Source organism: Sorangium sp. So ce448 (assembly GCF_051520915.1).
Lineage (GTDB): Bacteria > Myxococcota_A > Polyangia > Polyangiales > Polyangiaceae > Sorangium > Sorangium cellulosum_B.
The window spans coordinates 5433877-5455929 of sequence record NZ_CP150343.1 but is presented as its reverse complement, the minus strand read 5'-3'; the positions used below and the strand labels follow the sequence as shown (position 1 = coordinate 5455929).

14 protein-coding genes are annotated in these 22053 nt (G+C 73.0%); 7 read left to right on the top strand and 7 right to left on the bottom strand.

What is annotated here, in order from left to right; all coding sequences use genetic code 11:
* Nucleotides 1–20: 20 nt before the first annotated feature.
* From WMF45_RS20475 to WMF45_RS20455, 5 genes are all read right to left on the bottom strand, one after another.
* Nucleotides 21–1694 carry a hypothetical protein gene (locus tag WMF45_RS20475; protein ID WP_437718564.1) on the bottom strand — a complete coding sequence of 558 codons (1674 nt, stop codon included), beginning with the start codon at nucleotides 1692–1694 and terminating at the stop codon, nucleotides 21–23.
* 240 nt (nucleotides 1695–1934) lie between these two features.
* Nucleotides 1935–6059, bottom strand: coding sequence for a hypothetical protein (locus WMF45_RS20470; protein WP_437718563.1), 4125 nt, complete (start codon nucleotides 6057–6059; stop codon nucleotides 1935–1937).
* A gap of 105 nt (nucleotides 6060–6164) precedes the next feature.
* Nucleotides 6165–6950, bottom strand: coding sequence for a hypothetical protein (locus tag WMF45_RS20465; protein ID WP_437718562.1), 786 nt, complete (start codon nucleotides 6948–6950; stop codon nucleotides 6165–6167).
* A gap of 402 nt (nucleotides 6951–7352) precedes the next feature.
* Nucleotides 7353–8921: a methyltransferase domain-containing protein gene (locus tag WMF45_RS20460; RefSeq protein WP_437718561.1), complete on the bottom strand. Its 1569-nt coding sequence runs from the start codon at nucleotides 8919–8921 to the stop codon at nucleotides 7353–7355.
* Between the two features lie 6 nt (nucleotides 8922–8927).
* Complete coding sequence (locus WMF45_RS20455; protein ID WP_437718560.1) at nucleotides 8928–9578, bottom strand: transaldolase family protein; 651 nt, start codon at nucleotides 9576–9578, stop codon at nucleotides 8928–8930.
* Between the two features lie 280 nt (nucleotides 9579–9858).
* Here WMF45_RS20455 and WMF45_RS20450 point away from each other — a divergent pair, with 280 nt between their 5' ends.
* Nucleotides 9859–11400, top strand: a complete 1542-nt coding sequence (locus WMF45_RS20450) for an ATP-binding protein (protein WP_437718559.1) — start codon at nucleotides 9859–9861, stop codon at nucleotides 11398–11400.
* 20 nt (nucleotides 11401–11420) lie between these two features.
* On the opposite strand, the gene WMF45_RS20445 is transcribed toward WMF45_RS20450, so the two are convergent.
* Nucleotides 11421–12926, bottom strand: coding sequence for a sigma-54-dependent transcriptional regulator (locus WMF45_RS20445; RefSeq protein WP_437718558.1), 1506 nt, complete (start codon nucleotides 12924–12926; stop codon nucleotides 11421–11423).
* 119 nt (nucleotides 12927–13045) lie between these two features.
* Here WMF45_RS20445 and WMF45_RS20440 point away from each other — a divergent pair, with 119 nt between their 5' ends.
* The 6 genes from WMF45_RS20440 to WMF45_RS20415 all read left to right on the top strand — a co-directional run bounded on the left by WMF45_RS20440 (nucleotide 13046) and on the right by WMF45_RS20415 (nucleotide 20902).
* Nucleotides 13046–13903 carry an outer membrane protein assembly factor BamD gene (locus tag WMF45_RS20440; protein ID WP_437718557.1) on the top strand — a complete coding sequence of 286 codons (858 nt, stop codon included), beginning with the start codon at nucleotides 13046–13048 and terminating at the stop codon, nucleotides 13901–13903.
* Nucleotides 13900–14214 carry a hypothetical protein gene (locus tag WMF45_RS20435; protein WP_437718556.1) on the top strand — a complete coding sequence of 105 codons (315 nt, stop codon included), beginning with the start codon at nucleotides 13900–13902 and terminating at the stop codon, nucleotides 14212–14214. Before WMF45_RS20440 ends, WMF45_RS20435 begins: the two co-directional genes overlap by 4 nt.
* Nucleotides 14215–14325: 111 nt before the next feature.
* Nucleotides 14326–14802 carry a transcription elongation factor GreA gene (gene greA / locus WMF45_RS20430; RefSeq protein WP_437718555.1) on the top strand — a complete coding sequence of 159 codons (477 nt, stop codon included), beginning with the start codon at nucleotides 14326–14328 and terminating at the stop codon, nucleotides 14800–14802.
* A complete protein-coding gene (locus tag WMF45_RS20425) occupies nucleotides 14799–18311 on the top strand; it encodes a sulfatase-like hydrolase/transferase (protein WP_437718554.1) in 3513 nt (1170 codons plus the stop codon). Before greA ends, WMF45_RS20425 begins: the two co-directional genes overlap by 4 nt.
* 31 nt (nucleotides 18312–18342) lie before the next feature.
* A complete protein-coding gene (locus tag WMF45_RS20420) occupies nucleotides 18343–19644 on the top strand; it encodes a hypothetical protein (protein ID WP_437718553.1) in 1302 nt (433 codons plus the stop codon).
* On the top strand, nucleotides 19631–20902 hold the full coding sequence (locus WMF45_RS20415; protein ID WP_437718552.1) for an outer membrane protein assembly factor BamB family protein: 1272 nt from the start codon (nucleotides 19631–19633) through the stop codon (nucleotides 20900–20902). The genes WMF45_RS20420 and WMF45_RS20415 overlap by 14 nt, the downstream gene beginning before the upstream one ends.
* Before the next feature lie 549 nt (nucleotides 20903–21451).
* Here WMF45_RS20415 and WMF45_RS20410 read toward each other — a convergent pair.
* A complete protein-coding gene (locus tag WMF45_RS20410; protein ID WP_437718551.1) occupies nucleotides 21452–22048 on the bottom strand; it encodes a GNAT family N-acetyltransferase in 597 nt (198 codons plus the stop codon).
* Between the last annotated feature and the right edge of the window lie 5 nt (nucleotides 22049–22053).

The window sequence follows — 22053 nt, the reverse complement described above, 5'->3', positions numbered from 1 at the left end:
TGACGGCGCAGCGGCGCCGATCACGGCTGCGGGCAGCCCTGGTTCGTCGCGAAATCCCAGCAGGCGCCGCTCACCCCGGCCGCGCCGTCGCTTCCGGGGGAGCCACCGAGACCTGCGGAACCGCCGTTCCCAGCCGTGCCCCCCATGAACGGCACCTCGGTGGCCGCGGGGCTCGGCGTGACCTGGTAGGCGATGCCCACCGCGTGGCCGCCTCGGCCGCCGCCGCCAGGGCCGCCATCGCCGCCCGCGCCGCCCTTGCCACCCATGCAACCCGCGAGCGAGCCGGCGCCGGAGACGCGACTCCCCCCCTTGCCCCCCATGCCGCCCTCGCCGCCGGGGCTTCCACCTCCGCCCTCACCTCCATGGCCCGCCTTGCCGACGGTGATGGTCACATCGGCCAGCGCCAGCTTGGTCCCCAGGCTGAGGATCCCGATGCTCGACCCGCCGGCCTTGCCACCGCCGCCTCCCGTTCCACCGCAGCCGCCGGCCCCGCCGCCGCCGCCGCTGGCGCCCGCGCCGTCGATGTAGCTACCCCCGCCAGACATGCAGAATCGTCCTGCTTTCGCGCCGCCTCCTCCACCTCCGCCTTGACCGCGCGTCCCGCCGACGCCTGTGCCGCCGTCCCCTCCGGTGATGCTGGCCAGCGTCAGCGTGGTGCCGTTGCCCGCTGTGCCGGCGCCGCCAGAGGCGCCCCTCGCGCCGCTCGCGCCGTCCCTGCACTCCACCGTCTCTCCGGTCTCGACGGCCTGCCCGTGTCCGATGCCGCCGGTGCCGGATGCGGGCGGGGAGGCCGCACCAGGCGTGCCGTCGCTGCCGGTCTGCCCGCGCCCTTCATCCACAGCGGGCTGTCCACCCAGGCCGCCGGCGCCGCCGCTCGTCTCGCCATCCGCGCATGTCGTCACGCCGGGCTGGCCGCTGTAGACCGCCACGAGGCACGCGCTCGAGACGTCCTCCAGCGCGTCCGCGCCATCCTGCACGATCCCCGGCGTCTCGCCGCTCGCGCCGTTCACCCCGTTCCCTGCGATCACGTCGACCTGCTCGAGCTGCGCGTCGATGTCCGCGACCGCCACGCCGATCGACGACCCGCCCGGAGCCGTCGCGCTGGCCGCGCTGATCGTGAAGCTCCGCACCCGTGTCCCGCCAGCGTCCTCCGTCAGCGTGAGCGCCACCTTGTTCGCGGGCCCGTTGATGGCGCTCCGCGCCGCCGGGCTCCACGTCCAGCCCGCGCCGCAGTCGAAGCCGCCGATCACCTCGACGGCCGCCCTGACCGTGACGCTCTCCTCGAATACTCCGCTCGAGCACGCCAGCACCCGCTTGCCGTTCGCGTTCGCGAGCGCCTCCGAGAGCGACGCGTACGGGCTGGCCTTCGTCCCATCTCCTCCGGACGCCGCGCCCGCGCTCGCGAACACCGCGCACCGGTCCACCACCGTGCTCGCATCCTGGGTCGGGTCCGGCTCGCACGTGGGGCCAGGGCCTTCGCCGCCGCCCGTCGTTTCGGGGGGGCAGTACCTCGAGTCTTCCTTGCAATCCTCGGCGTAGGACAGCGGCCAGCACCCGGCGAGGTGCAGCCCCACGACGGCCGACGCGGCGGGGAACAGCCACAGCGAGAACGGGATGCCGATCCGCCGCCGCCGCACGGGCGTGCCAGCCTGGTCCTGCGCTCCACCGGACGGCGCAGGGGATGCGTTGCTCACCGCGTTGCTGCTCGTTCGTTCCGTCGCTCTCATCGTCCCAAGCCTTTCCTGTGACGCTTCGCTCTGCCTGCGGATCCTCGCAGAAGACGCACCCGCGCCCTGGCCGCGCCGACCCAGGAGCATACCCAGTCGGCGGATCGCCTGCTCGACGGCGATCCGTCGGCCGAGTGCTCCAGGGGGACGCCACACGCGGTGATCCCGTCGTCCCACGGCCCAGGCGCTCGCGCTCCGGCGCGCGCTTCAGGGGGTGACGAGCGCCACGTCTCCCTTCGTGGTCTGTCCGCCGACGCGCCACCAGTTCGCGATGAGCAGCCGCCCGTCCACCTCCACGATGCGCGAGAAGGCGCCCGCGAACCCCTCCTGCGCGATCTCCTGGATGAGCCAGCTGTGGCCGTCGCCGCTCTTCGTCCCGATCGCGAGCCGCAGGGTCCCGCTCGTCGCGTCCTGGTAGCTGATGCGCACCTCCCCGGCCGCCGTCACGAACACGTTCGCGTCGTCGCCGATGAGGTGCTGCCCGTCCTGGAAGGGGACGCCCTCGATCCCGAGCCCGTCGTCCGCCACCTCGGAGGGCTCGACCTCCGTGCCCCCCTTCACCCGCGCGTACCGCAGCCCCTCCGAGCGGCCGTCCGCGTAGGCGAGGTGCCAGTCGCCGGCGCGATCGATGAACAGCGACGTCCCCATGCCCACGTCGCCCGTGTCCGTCCCGTCCGGCGCCGCGCCGTCCACGATGCGGGTCTCCCACGCGCCCATCGACCTCGACGCGATCACCACGTCGCCGTGGATGCGATCGTAGAACGCCAGCCCGAACCCGCCCGCATTGTCGGGCGCCATCGCGATGTAGTCGCCGATCGCCTCGGGGTACGTCTCGAGCCGGTTGCCTTCGGAGGTCGCGGCGCACGCCGGCGAGCCGCCGTCGTCGATGCACGCCTGCCCGGAGGCGCACCCCGGCTCGCAGTCGCCGGCCGCGAGCGGCGTCGCGCAGCGCCCCGTGCTCCGGAGGCACTTCGCCCCGGCGCCGCAGAGGAACGCGCGGCACGGCGTCGCCTCGTCCTTCGCCGCGTCCTCGAACCGCCACGCGCCCTCCCCGGGCGTGGCGCTCTCGCCGGTCGCGATCCGGACGCTCGACGTGACCGCGCCGCCCTCGCCCGGCTCCATCGCGAGGTAAGCGATGACCGGCGACCCCTTCACGAAGAGCAGCTTCGCGTAACGGCCGATGTCGCTGCTCGGCGCCTGCTGCACGAAGCTCACCGCCCACGTGTCGCCCTGTCGCTGCGCGAACTTGAGCGCGCGGTTCGTGCGGTCGTAGTAGGCCACCGCCGGCTCGCCGTCCGGCCCCACCGCGATCGACGTCCAGAGGCCGACGTCGTCGCCGGGCTCGGTCTGGCCCCCGCGGAACCCGCTCACGTCGAACCGGGCCGGGTCGACCGGGGGCTCCGCGGGCACCCCGTCGACCGCCTCCCACGCGACCGCCTCGCCGTCCCATGTGCCGACCACGAGGTCACCCCACGCGAACGCGTTGCGCCAGTCGGCCTCCGCGTAGCCGGCGACCCAGACCGTGCGCTTGTCGGCGGCGACCGCGACCGAGGTGTACGCGCCGATGAGCCCGTGCTCCAGCGTCATGCAGTCGGGCGCGACGCACCCCGGCTCCACCTGCTCCGGCTCTTCGCTGCACGAGCATCCGGCGTGCGAGCCGAGGAGCGCCATGACGGCGACCCCGGCCAGCGCGCCCCTCACGCCCCGCGCGCCGCGCCGCGCGGGGCGCCGAGGCGACGAGCCCCGGTCGCCGCGCCGCGCAAGCCGCAAGGCCGCCGCCGCGACGGCGAGGCCGAGCCAGCGGACGCCCGACGGCGTCTCGCCGGCGCCGCCAGCCACGACGCAGCTGCAGCCCGCCGACGGGTCGACGGGGACCCGGCCACGGAGGATCGCCTGCCGCGCCGTGCCGAGGTTCCCCTCCTCGTCCACGGCCTCGACCTCGATGTCGACGGCGTCACCGACGTCCACCGACGTCATCTCCGCCGCCGTCGACCACGGGGACCACGCGCCGTCGTCGAGCCGCACGCGCACCTTCGCGCGTGCGGCGTCCGAGACCCGATCGCGCACCTCGAGCGGCGCCCGGCCGTCCACCGCGGCGCCGACGGAGATGACCGGCGGATCGACGTCGACCACCATCTCGACGGTCGCCGGCGTGGGATCGAGCGACAGGGGAGCGCCCGCGATCCGCGATCGCACCGAGATCACGTGACGCCCCGGGAGCCGCAGCCAGTCGTCGCGCAGCTCGACGATGCGCTCGCGCGTGAACGGGCGCCACACGCCGCTGTCGATGCGGTACGAGTACTCGACGGCCCGCGTGCCGTCGTCGAGCGGCGAGCTCATGACGAGCCGCGCTGTCGGGCCGTTGTCGCGGGTCATCGTGGGCAGGCGGAGCCCCTCGGCGCGCACCTCCTTGCGGCTCAGCTCGGCCTGCGTGTCGCTCGTCGCCGAGCGCTGCTGCGCCGTCGTTCCGAAGGCCGCGAAGATGCCGAGGTAGCTGTCCTGCCCCTTCGTGAGCTTCCGCAGGCCGGGGGAGCCCGCGCCCTCGGCCGACTCCGGGATCACCAGCGAGAGCCCGAGCGCGGAGAGCGGCCCGTCGAGATCGATCGCCGGGATGCCGCCGCCGATCAGCTGCCCGAGCTGGCCGCCGAGGAGGCCGCCCAGCGCGTTCGCGATGGACTTGGGGTTCTCCCGGAGCAGTCCGTTGTTCGTCACCTCGCCGTTCTCGACCCTGAGCGCCTCGATCACCGGCGTGAGCCCCTCGGGCGTGACCGAGAGGTTCATGGGCACATCCACGTCGAACGTCGCCGTCATGAACCGGATGAACCTGTCGAGCGACCAGACGTAGAAATCGAAGCTCGCCCGGTCCAGCTGGATGCGGATCAGCGGGTCGTCGCTTCCGTTCGTGCCATTGCCAAAGGTGAGCCGAGGGGGCGTCTGCGGACGGATGACGACCGCGACCTGCTGCGACTCGCGCTGCAGCGCGAGATCCTTTGCGGAGGGGGCCAGCAGCCCCAGCGTGCCAGAGTTGAGGAGAGGCACAGTCTCCGTGGAGATCCCGAGACAGAGCAGGCCGCTGTTGTAGAGACCGTTCATGGCATAATTCGCGAAGCGCTCGGAGATCGCGAGACCGACGTGGGGGCCGGGAAGGTCGGCTGGCCAGTCGGAGACGGTGTTGGCGACGAGCTCATCGGGAATCGGGATGCCCACCGGGAGCGCCATGTTCGACAGCGGCACACATTTCGATGTCGGCACCGGCTCGGCGCCGCCGTAGAGGCCAAGGGTGAGCCCGTTGCCGACCGGGTTGAGGTCGCCCCACGCGAGATCGGAGCCGTCGTCCCGCTCGCTCGTGCCGCCGCCGGCGAGCAGGAGGTCGAACCCGCCCTGCGTGCCCGGGGAGACGCTTGCGAGCAGCCGGCCGAGATCGATGTGGCCCTCGACGCCGAGCAGGATCGAGGCGCACTCGTCGTTCGCGTGCGTGCCGTAGCGGCAGACGCCGCCGATGTCGTTCGTGCCGTCGGGGCAGGCCGGGTCCTGCGTCGGCTCCGCCTTCAGACAGAGCTGCTGGTCGAGCTGGGCCTTCAGCGTGTCAGCGAGCGAGCCGGTCAGGAGGGGGAGGACGATTGGGCTCAAGAAATCGAGGATGTCGCCGGCGACGGAGTCGCCGCAGTCGAGCTGCAGCCCCGACTCGAGCTGATCCTCGTCGATGCCGAGCCGGACGATCTTGACGCGGGAGTAGCCCTGCCGCGAGTGCTGCGGATTCACGTCGATCTCGACCGAGAGCTCGACGTCGAGGTTGATGTTCGTGAAGGTCTGGTCGTCGGGCGGGCACGCGTCGTTGCCGTTGAGGGTGGCGATGACCGTGCTGTCCGTGACGAGGAAGTCGATCAGGATCGGGAGGTTCTGCAGGCGCACCGGCAGAGACCCCCGGATTCGCAGGTTGTGCGGGGTCCGCGGCTCGAGATGAAGCGCCGCGCTCCCCACGTCGATCTCCGCTGCGCACCTCGGCGGGCTCGCGTTCGGGTCGGCTCCACCAGGACAGACCGTGTAGTCGACCAGCGCGGACCCGGACGACCGGGGGATCGGGAAGGTGATGATTCCGCCCTCCCCACCCCCGAGGAGCGCGCGCCCCAGGACACCCAGGTTCTGCTCGAGGAACTCGACGCCCGACTGCGTGAGCCGCGCCGCGCCGGCGTTCTCGATGCGGTCCGCGGGCTTGAAGCCGGCGGGGAGGGGGGTCATTCCACAGCCGGCGCACCCGCCTCCCGAAGCGGCACATCCGGCGATGACGAGGAGAACAAGGATGGCGGAGAAATGCTTGATGACGCGGGGCATAAGGAACCCTCCGAGGGAGCACGACCCGCAGCGCCGCGCCCGCTGGGCGCGGGCTTCAGGACGCCACGACAGATCGTACGCTCCCCGGAGAGCCGCCCGCAAGCGCTACTGGGGACAGAGACCGGTAATCTTGACGGCGCTCGCGGAATACTCGCCGCCGAGCGCATAGGCATCGGCGCACTCGTCCGTCGCGGCCGAGTTCGTCGCGCTGCACCAGTCGCCCTTCAGCACGATCTCGCCGCTCTCGTCGCGCTTGCACGTATTGGGCGTCTCACCGGTGCCGTACTCTCCGATATCGCCCGAGAGCACGACACAGAGGCTCTGCTCGATCCCGGGGATGATCACCCGATCGACCTCCTCCAGCGTGATGAACGCGGTGAGCTTGCCGCCGTTGATGAACGCAGCGGGATCGCCGTCCGGGCCGGGGAGGCAGGCCTCCGTCGGGTTGAGCCCCGCGCGGTTGTACCGTCCGATGCAGTTGCTGTCCGCCGACACCTTCGCGTCGGTGAGCTGCACCTGGTGCATGGGCAGGACGATCGGCTCGGCGGCCGCGTCTCCCGCGCCCGTGTCCAGGAAGATCGGGACGTTCAGGATGTCGGACGCGCCGCTCCACGCGCCGTCGGTCAGGGGGGCGTCGAGCTCCTTCGGCGCGATCTCGAACTCGCCTGCAGACATGTTGGCGAAGCAGTAGCCCGCGAGCGGGTCGCTCGTGGGCATCGCGCCGCCGGTGCGCAGCTTGCCGGTCGCCGTGTCGAACTCGAGCAACCAGGAAAAGGTCCCGGTGCCATTCAAATTGCACACGGGCAGGTTCATCGTCAGGCCCTCGGCGACGAGGCGGGCGATATAGCCGACCGCGAGCACGTCGGGCTTCGTGATCGTCAGCTGCGCCATCCGCAGACCGAACTTCGTCGCGCCCTGATTGTCGTGGACGGCAATGCACTCGGAAGCGACAGCCGTGCAGACCGGGTTCGTCGGCGAACAGTCGCCTGGAGCCCCGCCGCCGGTCCCTCCCGCTGAGCTCGAGCTCGAACTCGAGCTCGTCTCGCCGGCGTCGTCGCCCCCGCACCCCGCTCCCGCCGCCGAGCCCATCAGCGCGGACACACCTAGTACGCAAAAACACTTCAAAATCCGCATCTCTTGCCTCCTCTGGTGTTGCAAGGTGCGGAGTATAGGCGGCGGAAATGCGATGACCACGCGGCCGAGGTGACGCCGCGCCGCGTCGCTACAGCCACATTCACGTCACACGCCGATGAGCCCGGCGCGCTTCGTCCGCGTCGCCGCGCGGCGTGACGCCTAGCGGCGCTCGTAGCGGTCGCCGAGCCGGGCGCCGACGGGGAGCGCGCGCAGCAGGCGAATCATGGTCCACACCGTGCCAGCCAGCTTGCGCAGCTTCGAGGTGCCGACGCGCTCGTTGTACTCGATGGGCATCTCCACCACGCGATAGCCGCACTTCGCAGGGAAGAGCAGCGTATCGATGGGCAACGCGTCACCCTCACCGTCGAAATCGAACGCGCGAATCACCGAGCAGCGGTAGGCGCGCATTCCGCTGTGGACGTCGGTTGTCGGGATGCCATGCATCGCGTGTGTCATGGCGGCAAAGGCGCGGTTGGCCATGTAGTTCGGGACCGGCATGGCCGCCGGCCTCGTGCGGGTGCGCGCGCAGTTCACCACGTCGGCGCCCTCCTCCTCGATGAGGCGCCTGAGCACGGGGATGTTCTCGGCCGGATAGGTGAAGTCACAATCGAGGTAGATGAGCAGATCGCTCCGGGCGGCGGCGCTGTACATGAGGAGCTCCATGGCCGGCCCGTGGCCGCGGGGCGGCACCTGCCGGAGCACGCGCGCCCCGAGGCCGGCCGCGATCTCGGCGGTCCTGTCCCGCGTGGAGCTGTCGACGCAGAGGATCTCCGCGTCGGGCGCCGCCTTCCTGATCTCGCTGATCATGGCGCCGACGCTCTCCTCTTCATCCATGGTCAGCATGCCGACGGTGAGCCGCATCCGGCGCGGGCGCGGCGGCTTCCTGGCGACGATCACGTGCTGGAACGCGAGGAGGCCGGGCGCGCGGTCGGCGACCACGTCCTCCAGCGGGCGGACGAGCGCGTGATACGCCTTGTAGGGGAGCGAGCTGGCGAGATCGCCGGGGTCGTCTCCTGCGCCGAGGCCGCGGAGGATGAGCCCCTTGGCGGCCCGGACGAGCATCGGGTTCTGCTCGACGCGGAGCACCTCGAGGCCGGCGCGCTCGATGAGCTGGACCGCCGACGCGCGGGTGAAGAAGCGGAGGTGCGTGTCGTCCAGGATGCCGCTCGGCTCGTAGTCGAACCGGCCGGCGAGCAGGCCGAGGCGCACCGGCCAGGCCGCGACGTTGGGGAGCGAGACGATGACGTGGCCGTCCTCCTCGAGGTGGGGCAGGAAGCGGCAGAGCACGGCGAGCGGGTCGGCGGTGTGCTCGAGGACGTCGGCGAACAGGAGCAGGTCGAAGCGCCGGTCGCCGAGCGCCTCGCGCACGGCGGCGTCGCTCGTGATGTCGGCGGCGAGGACCTCGTCGAGCGTCGCGCCGGCGCGCGCGAGCGAGCCGGGCGCGATGTCGATCCCGGTCACGCGCGCGCCCGTGCGCTTGACGGCGGCGCCGTTGAGCCCGATCCCGCAGCCGACGTCGAGCACCGTCCGCGGCCGGCCGGCGACGGAGACGAGGGCCCGGTTCACCTCTTCGACCGCGTACTTGCGCCCGGCGAAGGCCTCCGGCGCGGCGCGGGGCGGCGAGCGCCGACCCGGGGTGTCCCCGTTACCGAGAGGGCGCGGCCCGCGGTCTTCGCGGCCTCCCCCGTCTTCCCCGTCTCCTCGCGCGTGGCCGGGTTCGGCGTTCACGCGCGGCTACTTAGCACGCTTCTCCCAGGCGGCGTTGAATTCGCGGATCGTCTCCTCGGTCTTCGGGTTGTGGAGCATCTTCCGCAAGATCGCGGGAGGCACGGTCACGATGTGCGCGCCGGCGTCGAGCGCCTCGTTCACGTCCATGAGGTGGCGGATCGAGCCGACGATGATCTCGGCGCCCAGCCGCTCGCGCTCGAGCCTCGCGCGCGTGCGCTCGATGACCGGGGTCGCGGCGTAGCCCATGTCGCGGATGCGCCCGCTGAAGATCGAGACGTACGCGCCGCCGGCGAGCGCCGCGAGGTACGCCTGGTTGAAGCTCATCACGCACGTGACGTTGGTGCGCACGCCGCGCTTCGCGAGGGCGTGCGTCACCTTGAGGCCGACGTCGCTGAACGGCACCTTGATGCAGATCCGCTCGGGCGCCCACGCGTGATAGTCGCGGGCCTCGTCGAGCATCGCCGCCTCGTCCTCGCTCGTCAGCTCGACCGACACGGGCCCCGCCGACGCCGCGAGCACCTCGCGGATGCGCCGCTCGAGATCGACGCAACCCGCGTCGCGCGCGAGGATGAGCGGATTCGTGGTCACGCCGGCGAGCACGCCCCAGGAGAAGAGCTCCTTGATCTCGGCCGGGTTCGAGCTGTCGAGGAAGAACATGGAGCGCTCCAGCGGGCTCGCTCGAGCCCCGGCGCGGTCTAGGCCAGTTCGATGCAATAGAGAAGGGGGATAGAGAAGGGGGATAGCGAAGGGGAGAAGGGGAGAAGAGAGAAGGGGAGAACGAGACACCGTCCACGCTGCGCGGCTCGCCGCGCCGCCCTGCAGTGACGTTCGCGGTGCGGCCGGTGTGAACGACGTTGCAAAGACGGAGAGTCCGCGCTTCAGTTCTGGTTGTCGGAGATGTCGCTCCGGCGGAACGTTTCTCCACGGCCATGCGTCGATGAGCAGCGGACGATCGTCGAGGGATCCGGTGGCGCACAGCCCGCTGCTCGCGGCTTGCTCGCCGGCGGGGCTCTACGTCGCCGCGCCCGACGGCCACCTCGTCGACTGCAACGAGGGGCTCGCCCGGCTGATGGGCTATGGCTCGCGGGAGGAGGCGCTCGCGGCGGGCGATCTCCACCTCGGCGGGGGCGCAGCGGGCGCGACGCCGCCGGCCGGCGCGGTCGAGGGCTTCCTCACCCGCCGCGATGGATCGGCGGTCCGGGTGATGAGGACCGAGACCATCGCGGAAGCGCGCGGCGAGCGGCTCGTGGTCGGGGCGATCGTCGATCTCTCCTCCGCCCGCTGCACCGACGATCGCCGGCGCGAGCTCTCGGAAGGGCTCGGCCAGGCGCAGAAGATGGAAGCGGTGGGGCGGCTCGCGGGCGGCATCGCCCACGACTACAACAACCTGCTCGCGATCATCCTGAACTACACGAGCCTGGTGATCGAGGAGCTCGACGAGCAGAGCCCGGTGCAGAAGGATCTCGCCGAGATCAAGCGCGCCGCGCAGCGCGCCGCGTCGCTGACGCGGCAGCTGCTCACGGTGAGCCGGCGGGGGCTCGCGCAGCCGGTCGTGCTGGATCTGCGGGACGTCGTGCGCGGCATGGACGGCGCGCTCCGGGCCGCCGTCGGCGGCAGCATCGATCTCGCGATCGCGCTCGGTCCGTCGGCCTGCCGGGTGCTGGCGGACGCGGGGCAGCTCGAGCAGGTGGTGATGAACCTCGCGCTGAACGCGCGCGACGCGATGCAAGGCGGCGGCCGGCTGTCGATCGAGACGCGCGCGGTCCGCGTCGGCGCTGCGGGGAGCCTGCGCGACGCGCACCCGGCGGTCCCGCCCGGCCGGTACGCGCGCCTCGTCGTGAGCGACACCGGCAGCGGGATGTGCGACGACGTGCGGACGCGCGCCTTCGAGCCGTTCTTCACGACGAAGCCGAGGGGGAAGGGGACCGGCCTCGGGCTCGCCACCGTGTACGGGATCGTCAAGCAGTGGCACGGCCACATCGAGCTCGCCTCCCGGCCCGGGCAGGGCACGCGCGTCGAGATCTACCTGCCGCTCTCCGCGCGCGCGGCGTCCTCGCGGCGAGCGCGCGCGGGACATCCGCGCCGCGCCGGGCCGCGCCCGGGCGAGGGCGGGACGGTGCTCGTCACCGACGACGAGGACGCGGTGGTCACGCTCGCGAGCCGGATCCTGGGGCAGAACGGCTACACGACGCTGACGGCGCGCGGGCCGCTCGAGGCGTTGCGCGTCTGCGAGGCGCAGCGCGGGCGCGTCGACCTCCTGCTCACCGACGTCCTGATGCCCGAGATGTCCGGCGGCGAGCTCGCCGCGCGCCTCGTGACGCTCAGGCCGGACATGAAGGTGCTCTTCATGTCCGGCTACACAGGCGACGCCCTCGACGGCCCGTTCGCCGTCCGTCCCGGCGCCGCGGTGCTGGGGAAGCCCTTCACGGCCGAGTCGCTGCTCCGCGCCGTCCGCAGGGCGCTCGAGGGGGCCGCGTAGGCGGGACGCGCAGGTCTTGGCTACGGCGCCTCACCTCGCTTGATGCCGTACGCGCGGATCTTCTTGTGGAGGTTCGTGCGCTCGACGCCGAGCAGGACGGCCGCGCGCGAGATGTTCCAGTCGAGGCTGGCCAGCACCTCGACGATGTAGCGGCGCTCGGCCCGATCGCGGAACTCGCGGAGCGTGAGGCGAGGGCGCTCCGGCTCGTGGCGGGCCGCGCCCGCGGGCGGCTCGGCCGCGCCGTGGGCGGGGGGCGCCGGCGCGCCGTCGCCCCCCTGCGCGTCGTCCTCGAACGGGTTCTCGTGCGGATCCTCCGGGAGATCGGCGATCGTGACGACATCGCCCGAGAGGATCGCGGCGCGCTCGATCACGTTCTTGAGCTCGCGGACATTGCCCGGCCAGCTCCGGCGCTCGAGCGCGGCGTAGACCACCGGATCGATGGCCTTCTGCTTGAGGCCGTTCTCGTTGCAGAACGCCGCCATGAACGCGTCGGCGAGCGCGCGCAGGTCCTCCATGCGGTCGCGCAGCGCCGGGCTCTTGATGGGGAACACGGCGAGGCGGAAGAAGAGGTCCTCGCGGAAGCGCAGCGCGGCGACCTCGCGAGAGAGGTCCTTGTTCGTCGCGGCGAGCACGCGGACGTCGACGTGCCGGCTGTGCTCGCTGCCGACGCGGCAGATCTCGCCCGACTGCAGCGCGCGCAGCACCTTGGCCTGGGCGGTGAGGTCCATGTCGCCGATCTCGTCGAGGAACAGCGTGCCGCCGTGGGCCTGCTCGAAGAAGCCCCGCTTCGGTCCGCTCGCCCCGGTGAACGCGCCGCGCTCGTGGCCGAAGAGCTCGCTCTCGATGAGCTCGCGCGGGATGGCGGCGCAGTTGACCCGGACGAAGGGGCCCCGCGCCCGCGGCGACAGCCGGTGGATGGCGCGGCTGACGAGCTCCTTGCCCGTGCCGCTCTCTCCCGTGATGAGCACGCTCGCCTTCGTGGGCGCGACGCGGTCGATCTCCTTGAACAGCCGCTGCATCGCCGCGCTCTGGCCGATCATCTCGTAGCGCGCCTGCACCTGCGCCTTGAGATCCTCGACCTCTCGAGCGAGCCGTGAGTTCTGCAGCGCGTTCTTCACGCCCACGAGCACGCGCTCGCGGTTCAGCGGCTTCTCGAAGAAGTCGCTGGCGCCGAGCTTGATCGCCTTCACCGCGTCGTTGACGGTCGCGTGGCCGCTGATCACGATCACCGGGAGCTCGCGGGTGGCGTCGTCCTGGCGCACGCGCTGGAGGAGGTCGAGGCCGTTCATGCCGGGCAGGAGCAGGTCGACGAGGGCGAGGTCGACGGGGCTGTCGCCGTGCGCGAGCAGCTCCAGCGCCGCCTCGGCGCTCGGGGCCTCCGCGACCTGGTAGCCCTCGCCCTGCAGCACCAGCGCGAGGGTGCGGCGGATGTTGCGCTCGTCGTCCACCACGAGCACGGTGGGCGCGGCGGCGCCTCCGGGCGGGGCGGTGGCCGCTGGGGCGGGCGGCGGAGAGGAAGCGGGCATGGGTCGACCATACCCCAGCTCAGCCGTGCGCCACGATGCGGGGAGCGAAGGAGCACAGGCCCGGCTCCGCGGCGGAAGCCCTGGCGCGCCGGCGCCGGATTGGGTACGAGGCCTGCTCGATGAGACCCTCCGCCGCTGTCCTCGCCCTCGCCGGGTGCCTCGCTGCCCTCGGCGGGCTCGTGGGCTGCGATTTTGAGCTCAACGACGGCCGCACCGCGACCCTCACGTACACCGAGGACGCGCGCGCCGCGTACAACGAGGCGATGGCCTCCTTCCAGGCCAAGGACTGGGAGGACGCTCGCGCCCTCTTCGGCGAGGTGAAGCGGCTCTTCCCTTACAGCCGCTACGCCCGGCTCGCCGATCTCAGGATCGCGGACCTCGATTTCGAGCAGGGGAAGTACCCGGAGGCGATCTCGGAGTACCGCGCGTTCATCCAGGAGCACCGGACGGACCGGAATGTCGAGTACGCGAAGTACCGGATGGCGAAGGCGCTTTACCTGGACATCGACGACACGGTGTTCCTGCCGCCGGCCGAGGAGCGTGATCAGGCGACAACGCTCGAGGCCTACAAGGAGATCCGGACGTTCCTCCGGCAGTACCCGCGCAGCCGGTACCGCGAGGACGCGGCCTACATGCTCGAGGTCGTGACGGGGCGGCTCGTGCGCCACGAGCTCTACGTCGCGCGCTACTACCTCAAGGAAGACGCGTTCGACGCGGCCCTCGCGCGGATCGACTACGCGCTGCGGACCTTCCCTGGCTCCGGGCTCGACCCGGAGGCGCTCGTCCTCAAGGGCGAGACGCTCCTCAAGATGAAGAAGCCCGACGAGGCGCGCGCCGTGTTCGAGTCGGTCATCCGGGACTGGGGCGGCCCGTTCGCCGTGACCGCGCGCCGGTTCCTCGACGAGATGGGCGGGCCGCGCGCCACGCCTGCGAAGAAGGCGGCGTCGCGCCGCGCCCCCGCGGGGCCGCAGCTGTGACGCAGGCCGTCGGACGGCCGTCCTCCGGCGCTCGCTACGTGCTGGAGCAGGCCGACGCCGGAGATGCGCCAGGGGAGTTCGTGTACCGGGGCCTCGTGCGGCTCCCGGACGCGGACGTCCCGGTCGAGGTGCGGGTCGCCGAGGCGACCGGCGCGGCCACGGCGACGGTGGACGCCGCGGCCGTCCCGCACGGCGGACCGCACCCCGAGGAGATCTCCAGGACGGCGGCGGCCCTCGTCCGGAGCGCGACCAAGTCAGCGGACGCCCATGCGCGGCGGCCGCCGCGGAAGATCGTTCGCTGGCGCGGCTAGGCGAAGGCGGCGGGGGGCACGCGCTGCGGTCCGGGCGCCTGGCGCCCAGGGCGATCGGCGCGCCCAGGGCCGTCGTCTCCCGGCCGGGAGCCATGCTAAAAGCGTCCCACCATGTCCGAGAAAGTACCGATGACGCCCGAGGGGCAAGTGCGGCTCCGCGAAGAGATGCGACGGCTGAAAGAGATCGACCTGCCGCAGGTCGTCAAGGACATCGGGACGGCCCGGGAGCACGGCGATCTCTCCGAGAACGCCGAGTACCACGCCGCCAAGGAGCGGCAGGGCATGATCGTCGCCCGCATCAGCTACCTCGAGCAGACGCTCTCGCGCGCCGAGGTGATCGACCCGTCGAAGCTGAGCGGCAGCAAGGTCCAGTTCGGCGCCAAGGTCAAGCTCGCGAACGTGGACACGGACGAGGAGCAGAGCTTCCAGATCGTCGGCCCCGAGGAGGCCGATCTCAAGGTCGGGCGCATCTCCATCGCCTCGCCGCTCGCGCGCGCGCTGCTCGGCCATGAGGTCGGCGAGGAGGTCCGCGTGAACATGCCCGCCGGGCCGCGCACGTACGAGATCCTCGAAGTCTCCTACGCATGACCGAGCGCAACGGGGCCGCTCCGATGCGCCCGCGGGGCCATGGGGGCGCCAGCCGGCCTCCTGGGGGGCCCGCGCCCTCCGGGCGGCCCCTCCTGGGGAGCCGGCCTGACACGACGGCCGCCGGGGAGGGGATCGCCGGCGTCGCGCCGGGGCCGGCCGGCCACCGGGCCCCGGCCGCGCCGCGCCCGCAGGCCGGGCCGGCGCGCCCGTCCACGCCGGCGCCCGCGCCGAGCCGCGCCACCTTCCCGAGCGGGAACTCCGACGCGCCTCCGAGGAAGCTGGAGACGGAGATCGGGTGGCGCATGGCGGACGCCTACCTCGCGATCGCTGCGCTCGCGCTCGCCGAGCTCCTGGTCGTCGGCGTGTGGCGGTGGCGAGAGCTCCTCGGGCCCTACGAGCTCGGCCGCGCCCTGCGCGACCTCCTGCCGCTCGCGCTCTCGGCCGCGGCGCCGTGCGCCGTCGTCCTCGGCGCGGTGCTCGAGATCGTCATGCGCGCCGAGCGCAAGGCGTTCCGCGCCGCGGCCGCGCTGATCGCGGGCGCGTTCGGCGGCGCGGTGGCCTTCGGGGTCTCCACGGGGCGCATGCTCGAGGGCGGCCGGCGCGCGCCCTTCATCGCGGCGCTCGCGCTCGTCGCCGCCGCGGCGACGTTCGCCGCGGCGCCGCGCGCCGCGCGCGCCTTGAAGCGAGCGCGCGCCGCGGCCCCCGGCAGGTGGCTCCTCCTCGCGGCGATCTGCGCGATCGTCCTGCTCGAGGTCGCGAACGTGCGCGTCTTGCCGCGCCTCTACGCCGCCTTCCACCTGGGGCTCGCGGCGCTCACCCTCGCGGCGGCGACCTTCGCGACGCCGGCGCTGCCTGCGCGCGCGGCGCGCCTCGAGGACCTGCACGCGCGGCGCTCGCCCAGGCTGGTGCGCGCGGCGCTCGCGCTCGTCCTCTTCGCGTTCGGCGCGGCGCTCGCGCCCGGCGCCGCGGAGAGGCTCGCGCTGGCGGACAACATCCGGCTGATCTACGCGACGCACAGCCCGCTGCTCGGCCACGTGGTCGAGCTCGCCGCCGTGCTGTCGCCGCCCGAGCCGCTCGACGCCGCGCCGCTCGACGAGCGCGCGAGCGGGCACGCCATCGATCTGCGGGGGCGCGACGTCGTGCTGATCAGCGTCGACGCCCTGCGCGCCGACCACGTGGGGGCGTACGGCTACGACAGGAAGATCACCCCGAACCTCGATCGCCTCGCGACCGAGGGCGTGCGCTTCGACGCGGCGTACACGCCGACGCCGCACACGTCGTACGCGGTGTCATCGCTCATGACGGGCAAGTACATCCGCCCGCTCGTGCTGCAAGGGCTCGGGGACGACTCCGAGACCTTCGCGCAGCACCTCCGCCGCTACGGCTACAAGACGGCGGGCTTCTATCCGCCGGCGGTGTTCTTCATCGACGGCGAGCGCTTCGGCGCGCTGCGCGACCGGGCGCTCGACTTCGAGTACCGGAAGGTCGAGTTCGCGAGCGCCCAGCTCCGGCTGGAGCAGGTGCGGAGCTACCTCGCCGGGCTCGGGCCGGAGCAGCGCGCGTTCATGTGGGTGCACCTCTTCGAGCCGCACGAACCGTACGAGGCGCACCCGGAGCACCCGCTCGGCGACCGCGACATCGACCGCTACGACGCGGAGATCGCCGTGGCGGACGCGGGGGTGGGCGCGATCGTGGACGAGGTCCGCAAGGGGCGCCCGGACGCCGTCGTGATCGTCACGGCCGATCACGGCGAGGAGTTCGGCGAGCACGGCGGTCGCTACCACGGCACGACCGTGTACGAGGAGCAGGCGCGCGTGCCGCTCGTCGTGAGCGCGCCCGGCCTGCTCTCGCCGCGCGTGGTCCGGGCGCCGGTGCAGCTCGTCGATCTCCTGCCGACGGTGCTCGCGGGGCTCGGCATCCCGAGGCCCGCGCGCGTGCGCGGCGCCGATCTCGGGCCGCTGCTCGCCTCCGGCGACGAGGCGGCGGAGCAGCGCAAGGCGGCCCCGCCGGGCGGGCCGCCCTCGCTCCCGGGCTTCGCGTTCGCCGAGACGGACACGCAGACGCTGCTCGCCAAGGGCACGCTGCGGCTCGTCTGCGCGCGCAAGATCGGCGCGTGCGCGCTCTACGACGTGGCGACCGATCCGCGCCAGCAGGAAGACATCTCCGCGCTGCGCCCGGCGGAGCTCGGCGCGATGCGGTCGGAGCTGCGCGCGATCGAGGCGTCGCACGGGCGTTACGAGGTCCGCGGCCTCCGGCAGGAGGGCAAGGGCTGGCCCGACGCGCTCCGCCGCGGCATCGCGGGCGACGCCGACGCGGTCGTCGAGGTCGCGGCGCTGCTCGACGACGCGGACGTGGCCATCCGGCGCAAGGCGGGCGAGGTGCTGTTCGATCTGCGCCGCTCCGAGGCGGCGCCCTCGCTGCGCCTCGCGCTGGTGCGCGACGAGGACGACGAGGTGCGGCGCTGGGCGGCGCTCTCGCTCACGCGCCTCGGCGAGGGCGCGCCGCTCACCCGCGATCTCGTCGTCGATCCCGATCGCAAGTGGCGGCGCCTCGCGGCGCTCGCGCTGGCGGAGTCGGGCGATCGCCGCGGCGACGACGTGCTCGTGGCGTGGCTGCGGCAGGTGGTCCGCGGCCCCGAGCAGGACGGCGGCGCCGGCGCGGGCGAGGTGACCTCGTTCGAGCGGGCGCGCGAGATCGTGGACGCGCTCGCCAAGATCCGGGTGAAGGCGGCGCTGCCGCCGCTCATCGCGGCGCTCGGCGACGTGCGGCTCCGCCCGTACGCCGCGGCCGCGCTCGCGGCGATCGGCGAGGACGCCGCGCGGCCGGCGCTCGCGGAGCGGCTGAGCCAGGAGCCGTACCAGACCGCGCGGGTCGCGATCGCGGAGGCCCTCGTGAAGCTCGGCGCCGGCCCCGAGCTCCGGGCGCCGCTCCTGCGCATGCTCGGCACGCCCGATCCGCTGCCGGGGGGGCTCGGGTTCGCGCTCCGGGCCGACATCCTCGACCTGCTCGGCGGGCCGCGCGAGCGTGATCTCGGCCGTCTGCGCCGCTTCGCGAAGAGCGGGGTGGGCCTCGGCGTCGTGATCCCGAAGGCCGGCAACGGCAAGGGCGTGCGCGTCCTCTGCCGCGCGCGGACCGACGACGGCCGCCCCGGCGAGGTGCGGTTCGGCAGGCCCACGCGTGGCTGGCGCCCGCCGAAGCGGGACGGCGCGTCGCTCGTCCCGGCCAGCGCGCCGGAGCTCGATCCGGAGCGCGCGGTCACGCTCGCGATCCCGCCGGGGAGCGAGCCGACCGAGGCGTTCGCGACGCTGCCGCCTGCGGCGGGCGCGCAGGCCGGCAATTACGGCGATTTCGTGGTGTACGCGACCCAGAACGTCGAGGTGTCCGCGTGCGCGGTCGTCCCGCTCAGCGACGAGATCCCGCCCCCGCCGCCTGTGCCCTGGTCGCCCGGGGAGGCCGGGGCGCCGCCGCGCTCGGACGACGAAGCGCCCGCCGCTCACCGGCCAGATTGACGCCGCAGGCCGCGAGACTAGAGTCCGCCGCGTGTCGGACAAGGACCGAGAGCAGGCCGAAGAGAAATCCGCGCGGAGCGACGGCGATGTCGCCACGCGGAGCGATGGCGACGAGGACGGGGCCGCGGAGGCGGCCCCGGCGAGGCCGCCGCGCGGCGCTCCGGTGAAGGACGCCGGCGGCGACGACGGCGACGGCGACGGCGAGGCCGCGCAGCGCGTGGCCGATGCGCTCGGCGTCGGCGACGCGGACGAGGCTCCCGCGCCGGAGGCGGCGGGCGAAGAGGCGGCCGAGGCGGTGCCGAACCGCGCGGCCCGCCGCCGCGACGAGGCCACGGCGCGCCGTCGCAAGAAGAAGGCGACCGGCGAGGAGCTGCCCAAGGACAAGAACGCCCGCGCGAAGGAGCTGCTCGCTCGCCGCAGGGAGCAGGCCGAGGGGCGCCGCCCGGTCCAGCTGCTGCCGGGCGAGATGGTCGAGGACGCGCTCAGCCGGATGAGCAGCGGCGCCGGCCGGTGGATCAAGGCGAACTTCCACATCCTCCAGTGGGGCGCGCTGGCGGCGATCGTCGCGACCGGCGGCGTGCTGTTCTACCTGTCGCGGGCCGAGAAGAAGGACGCCGTCTCTTCGTCGGCGCTCGTCTCGGCCGTCGCCGCGGACCGGGGCAGGGTGCTCGCCGAGGACACGCGCACCGAGGAGGAGAAGGAGTTCGACGTCACGAGGACCTTCAAGACCGCGGACGAGCGGTCGGCCACCGCGCTCGCCGAGTACAACAAGGTCATCGACGAGCACGCCGGCACCGGGGCGGCGACGCTGGCGAAGCTCGGGCAGGCCGGGGTGCTGCTCGACAAGAAGGACTACGCGCACGCGCTGGACGCGTACAGCGTCGTGGTCTCGTCGCCGCTGGCCGGGGCCGATCCCGACGTGAAGGGGCGCGCCATCGAGGGCATCGCCTTCGCCCGCGAGGGCAAGGGTGATCTCGACGGCGCGCTCGCGTCGTTCAAGGAGCTCGAGGCGATCGACATGAAGGGCTACAAGGAGCTCGCGCTGTACCACCAGGCGCGGCTCCACCTGGCCAAGGGCGACACCGACAAGGCGAAGGAGCTGCTGAAGAGCGCGCACGAGAAGCTCCAGGCGCCGTCGACGGAGGGCCGCCCGTTCCAGTTCCTCGAGGCGGTCGTCGAGGAGATGCTGCGCAAGATCGATCCGGCCGCCGTGCCGCCCCGCGCCGCGTTCGGCGGTCCGAAGGGCCAGTCGATGACGCCGGAGGAGATCGAGCAGCTGCTCCGCCGGGCGCGTGAGAACGCGGAGAAGAAGGCGGGCGATGCGCCGCACTAGCCGCGCAGCGGGCGTCGCGCTCGTCTGGCTGGGGCTCGCGCCGCTGAGCGGCTGCGGCAACCTGGGCGTCGCTGCGGCGCCCGACGCGCCGCTCTGGCTGCACCACCCGGGCGGCGCGCTCGGCATCACCATGCGCCGCGAGCTCACCGCCGAGACGCGCAAGGTCGGCGAGGCCTACGAGCGCGGCCGCCCCGAGATCGACGTGGCGCACCGGCGCGTCTTCGTCGGATCGAGCGATCACGGGCTGTACGCGCTGCGCGCGGACACGAGCGACGTCCTCTGGCGCTTCGAGACGCTCGGCCCGGTGCAGTGCGAGCCGCTCTACGACGCCGCGTCGGACACGGTCTTTTTCGGCTCGGACGATGGCGCGCTGTACAAGGTGCGCGCGTCCGACGGCGCGCTGCTCTACCGCTTCATGACCAACGCGAGGGTCGCGCGGCGGCCGGTGTTGCGCGACGGCGTGCTCTACATGACGAACTCGAACGACACGCTGATCGCGCTCGACGCGGCGACGGGGGCGATGCGCTGGCACCAGCACAGGACGCCGGCGGGCGGGATGGAGATCTCCGGGCACGCGGGGCCGGCGCTCGGCCGGGACAAGGTCTACACCGCGTTCTCGGACGGGGTCGTGATGGCCTACGACCTCAAGGACGGGTCCGAGCAGTGGGCGCTCGTCGACCTGGCTGCCGAGGCCGAGCAGAGCGCGGGCGGCCAGACGCCGAAGTACCTCGACACGGACACCACGCCGGTCCTCGGGAAGATCGCCTCGGGCGATGTGGTCTTCGTGGCGGGGTATGCGGGCGGGGTCTTCGCGCTCGACGCAGAGAACGGGACCCGGGCCTGGATGAACGAGGCGGCGGTCGGCGTGACCGAGCTTCTCCTGTGGGAGCAGCCTGCGCACCAGCCTCGGAGCGGAGGCGGTCCGATCGTGCCCGCGCGGAAGGTGCTGCTTGCGTCCTCCGGCATGACCGGCCTGTGGGCGCTCGATCCGGAGGATGGCCGCACGATCTGGCGCCGGGACCTGCCTGACGGCGGCATCTCGGCCCCCGTGCCGTTCTCGGGCGCGCTGCTGGTGACGACCACGCGCTACGGGATCTTCCTGTTCTCTCCGCTGGACGGGGCCGTGATCGACGGCATCGAGACCGGCGGCGGCATCGCGATGACGCCGGCGGCGTACGGCCGGCGTGCGTTCGTGCTGACGAACGGAGGCTCGCTGCTGAGCCTCGACGTCGAAACGCCCCCGGTTCCGAAGGGCTGAACACACGCACAGGCTGAGGCGCGCCGGCTTGATGCTGGCGGGCCGAAGGGCACGCGGGGCGTTGCGGACGACGCCTTGAGGCGCGTTGCAGGGCTCCGGCGTGGTGCCTCCGCCCAGGTCTCGTGGCGGGCCAGAGCCAGGGGCTGTCCGTGGGCAAGGCGGAGGCCGACCGACCCAGGTTGCCGCGGGCGAGGCCGACCGACCCAGGTTGCGGTGCGGCCGACCCAGGTTGCCGCGGGCGAGGCCGACCGACCCAGGTTGCGGTGTCGGCGGCGACCGCCGCGGGATGCGGCCCGATCGGCCCTCAGGTGCATGGATTTGCTCGTGAAATCGAGCCGAGCTCCCCTGCCCGCCGCACCGGCCTTGGATCGCATAAGAAACATTATGTCAACTCACGCCACCGGGCCGGTTTCCGGACCCCACGGCTGGCGTGAGCGCAGCCAGGCGAACCCTGGCCGAGCCGTCGCACGCTTCTGCAACCGCGCCCCCTTCGACCGGGCGCCCCGCCGGCTCACGACGGCCCCGATCGAGCGATCCGCCCGGCCGAGCTCAGCTCTCGCTGCGCTCGTCGTCCCCGTCGCCCTCGTCCAGCGCTTCAGGGCGTTGCGGCGGGATGGCCGCCCACAGGACGATCTCGCCGGCTCGGGCCGGCGGGCTCCCGGAGGCCTCCTGCTCGCTCCACCACGCGCGGACCTTCGCCGGCGCGCCCTCGCCGAGCGGCTCGAAGCCCTTCTTCTCGTAGAAGGCCCGGGCCCCGCTCGCCTTCTCCGTGGAGCGCACCACGACCTGATCCATGCCGAGCTCGCGCGCTCGATCCTGGAGGTCCGCGAGCAGCCGCGTCCCGATGCCGCCTCGCTGGTGGTCCGGGTGCACCGAGAGCTCCTCCAGGACTGCGACCCCAGGCGCCTCGTCGCGCCACGCCAGGTAGCCGGCTACCTCGTCGTCCGCCTCCGCCACGCGCACGTCGTGCCGCCGCGTCAGCGCGGCGAGATCGGCGAGCGTCCGCGCCTCGATCTCCGCCCCCCCAGGGCCAGCCTCGCGGTGCATCGCCGCACAGGCCTGCTCCAGCGCTGCGAGCGCCGGCAGCTGGGCCTCTTGCAGCCCTGTCACGCGGATCCGCTTCGGGGCTGTCTGTTCGTCATCCATCCCCC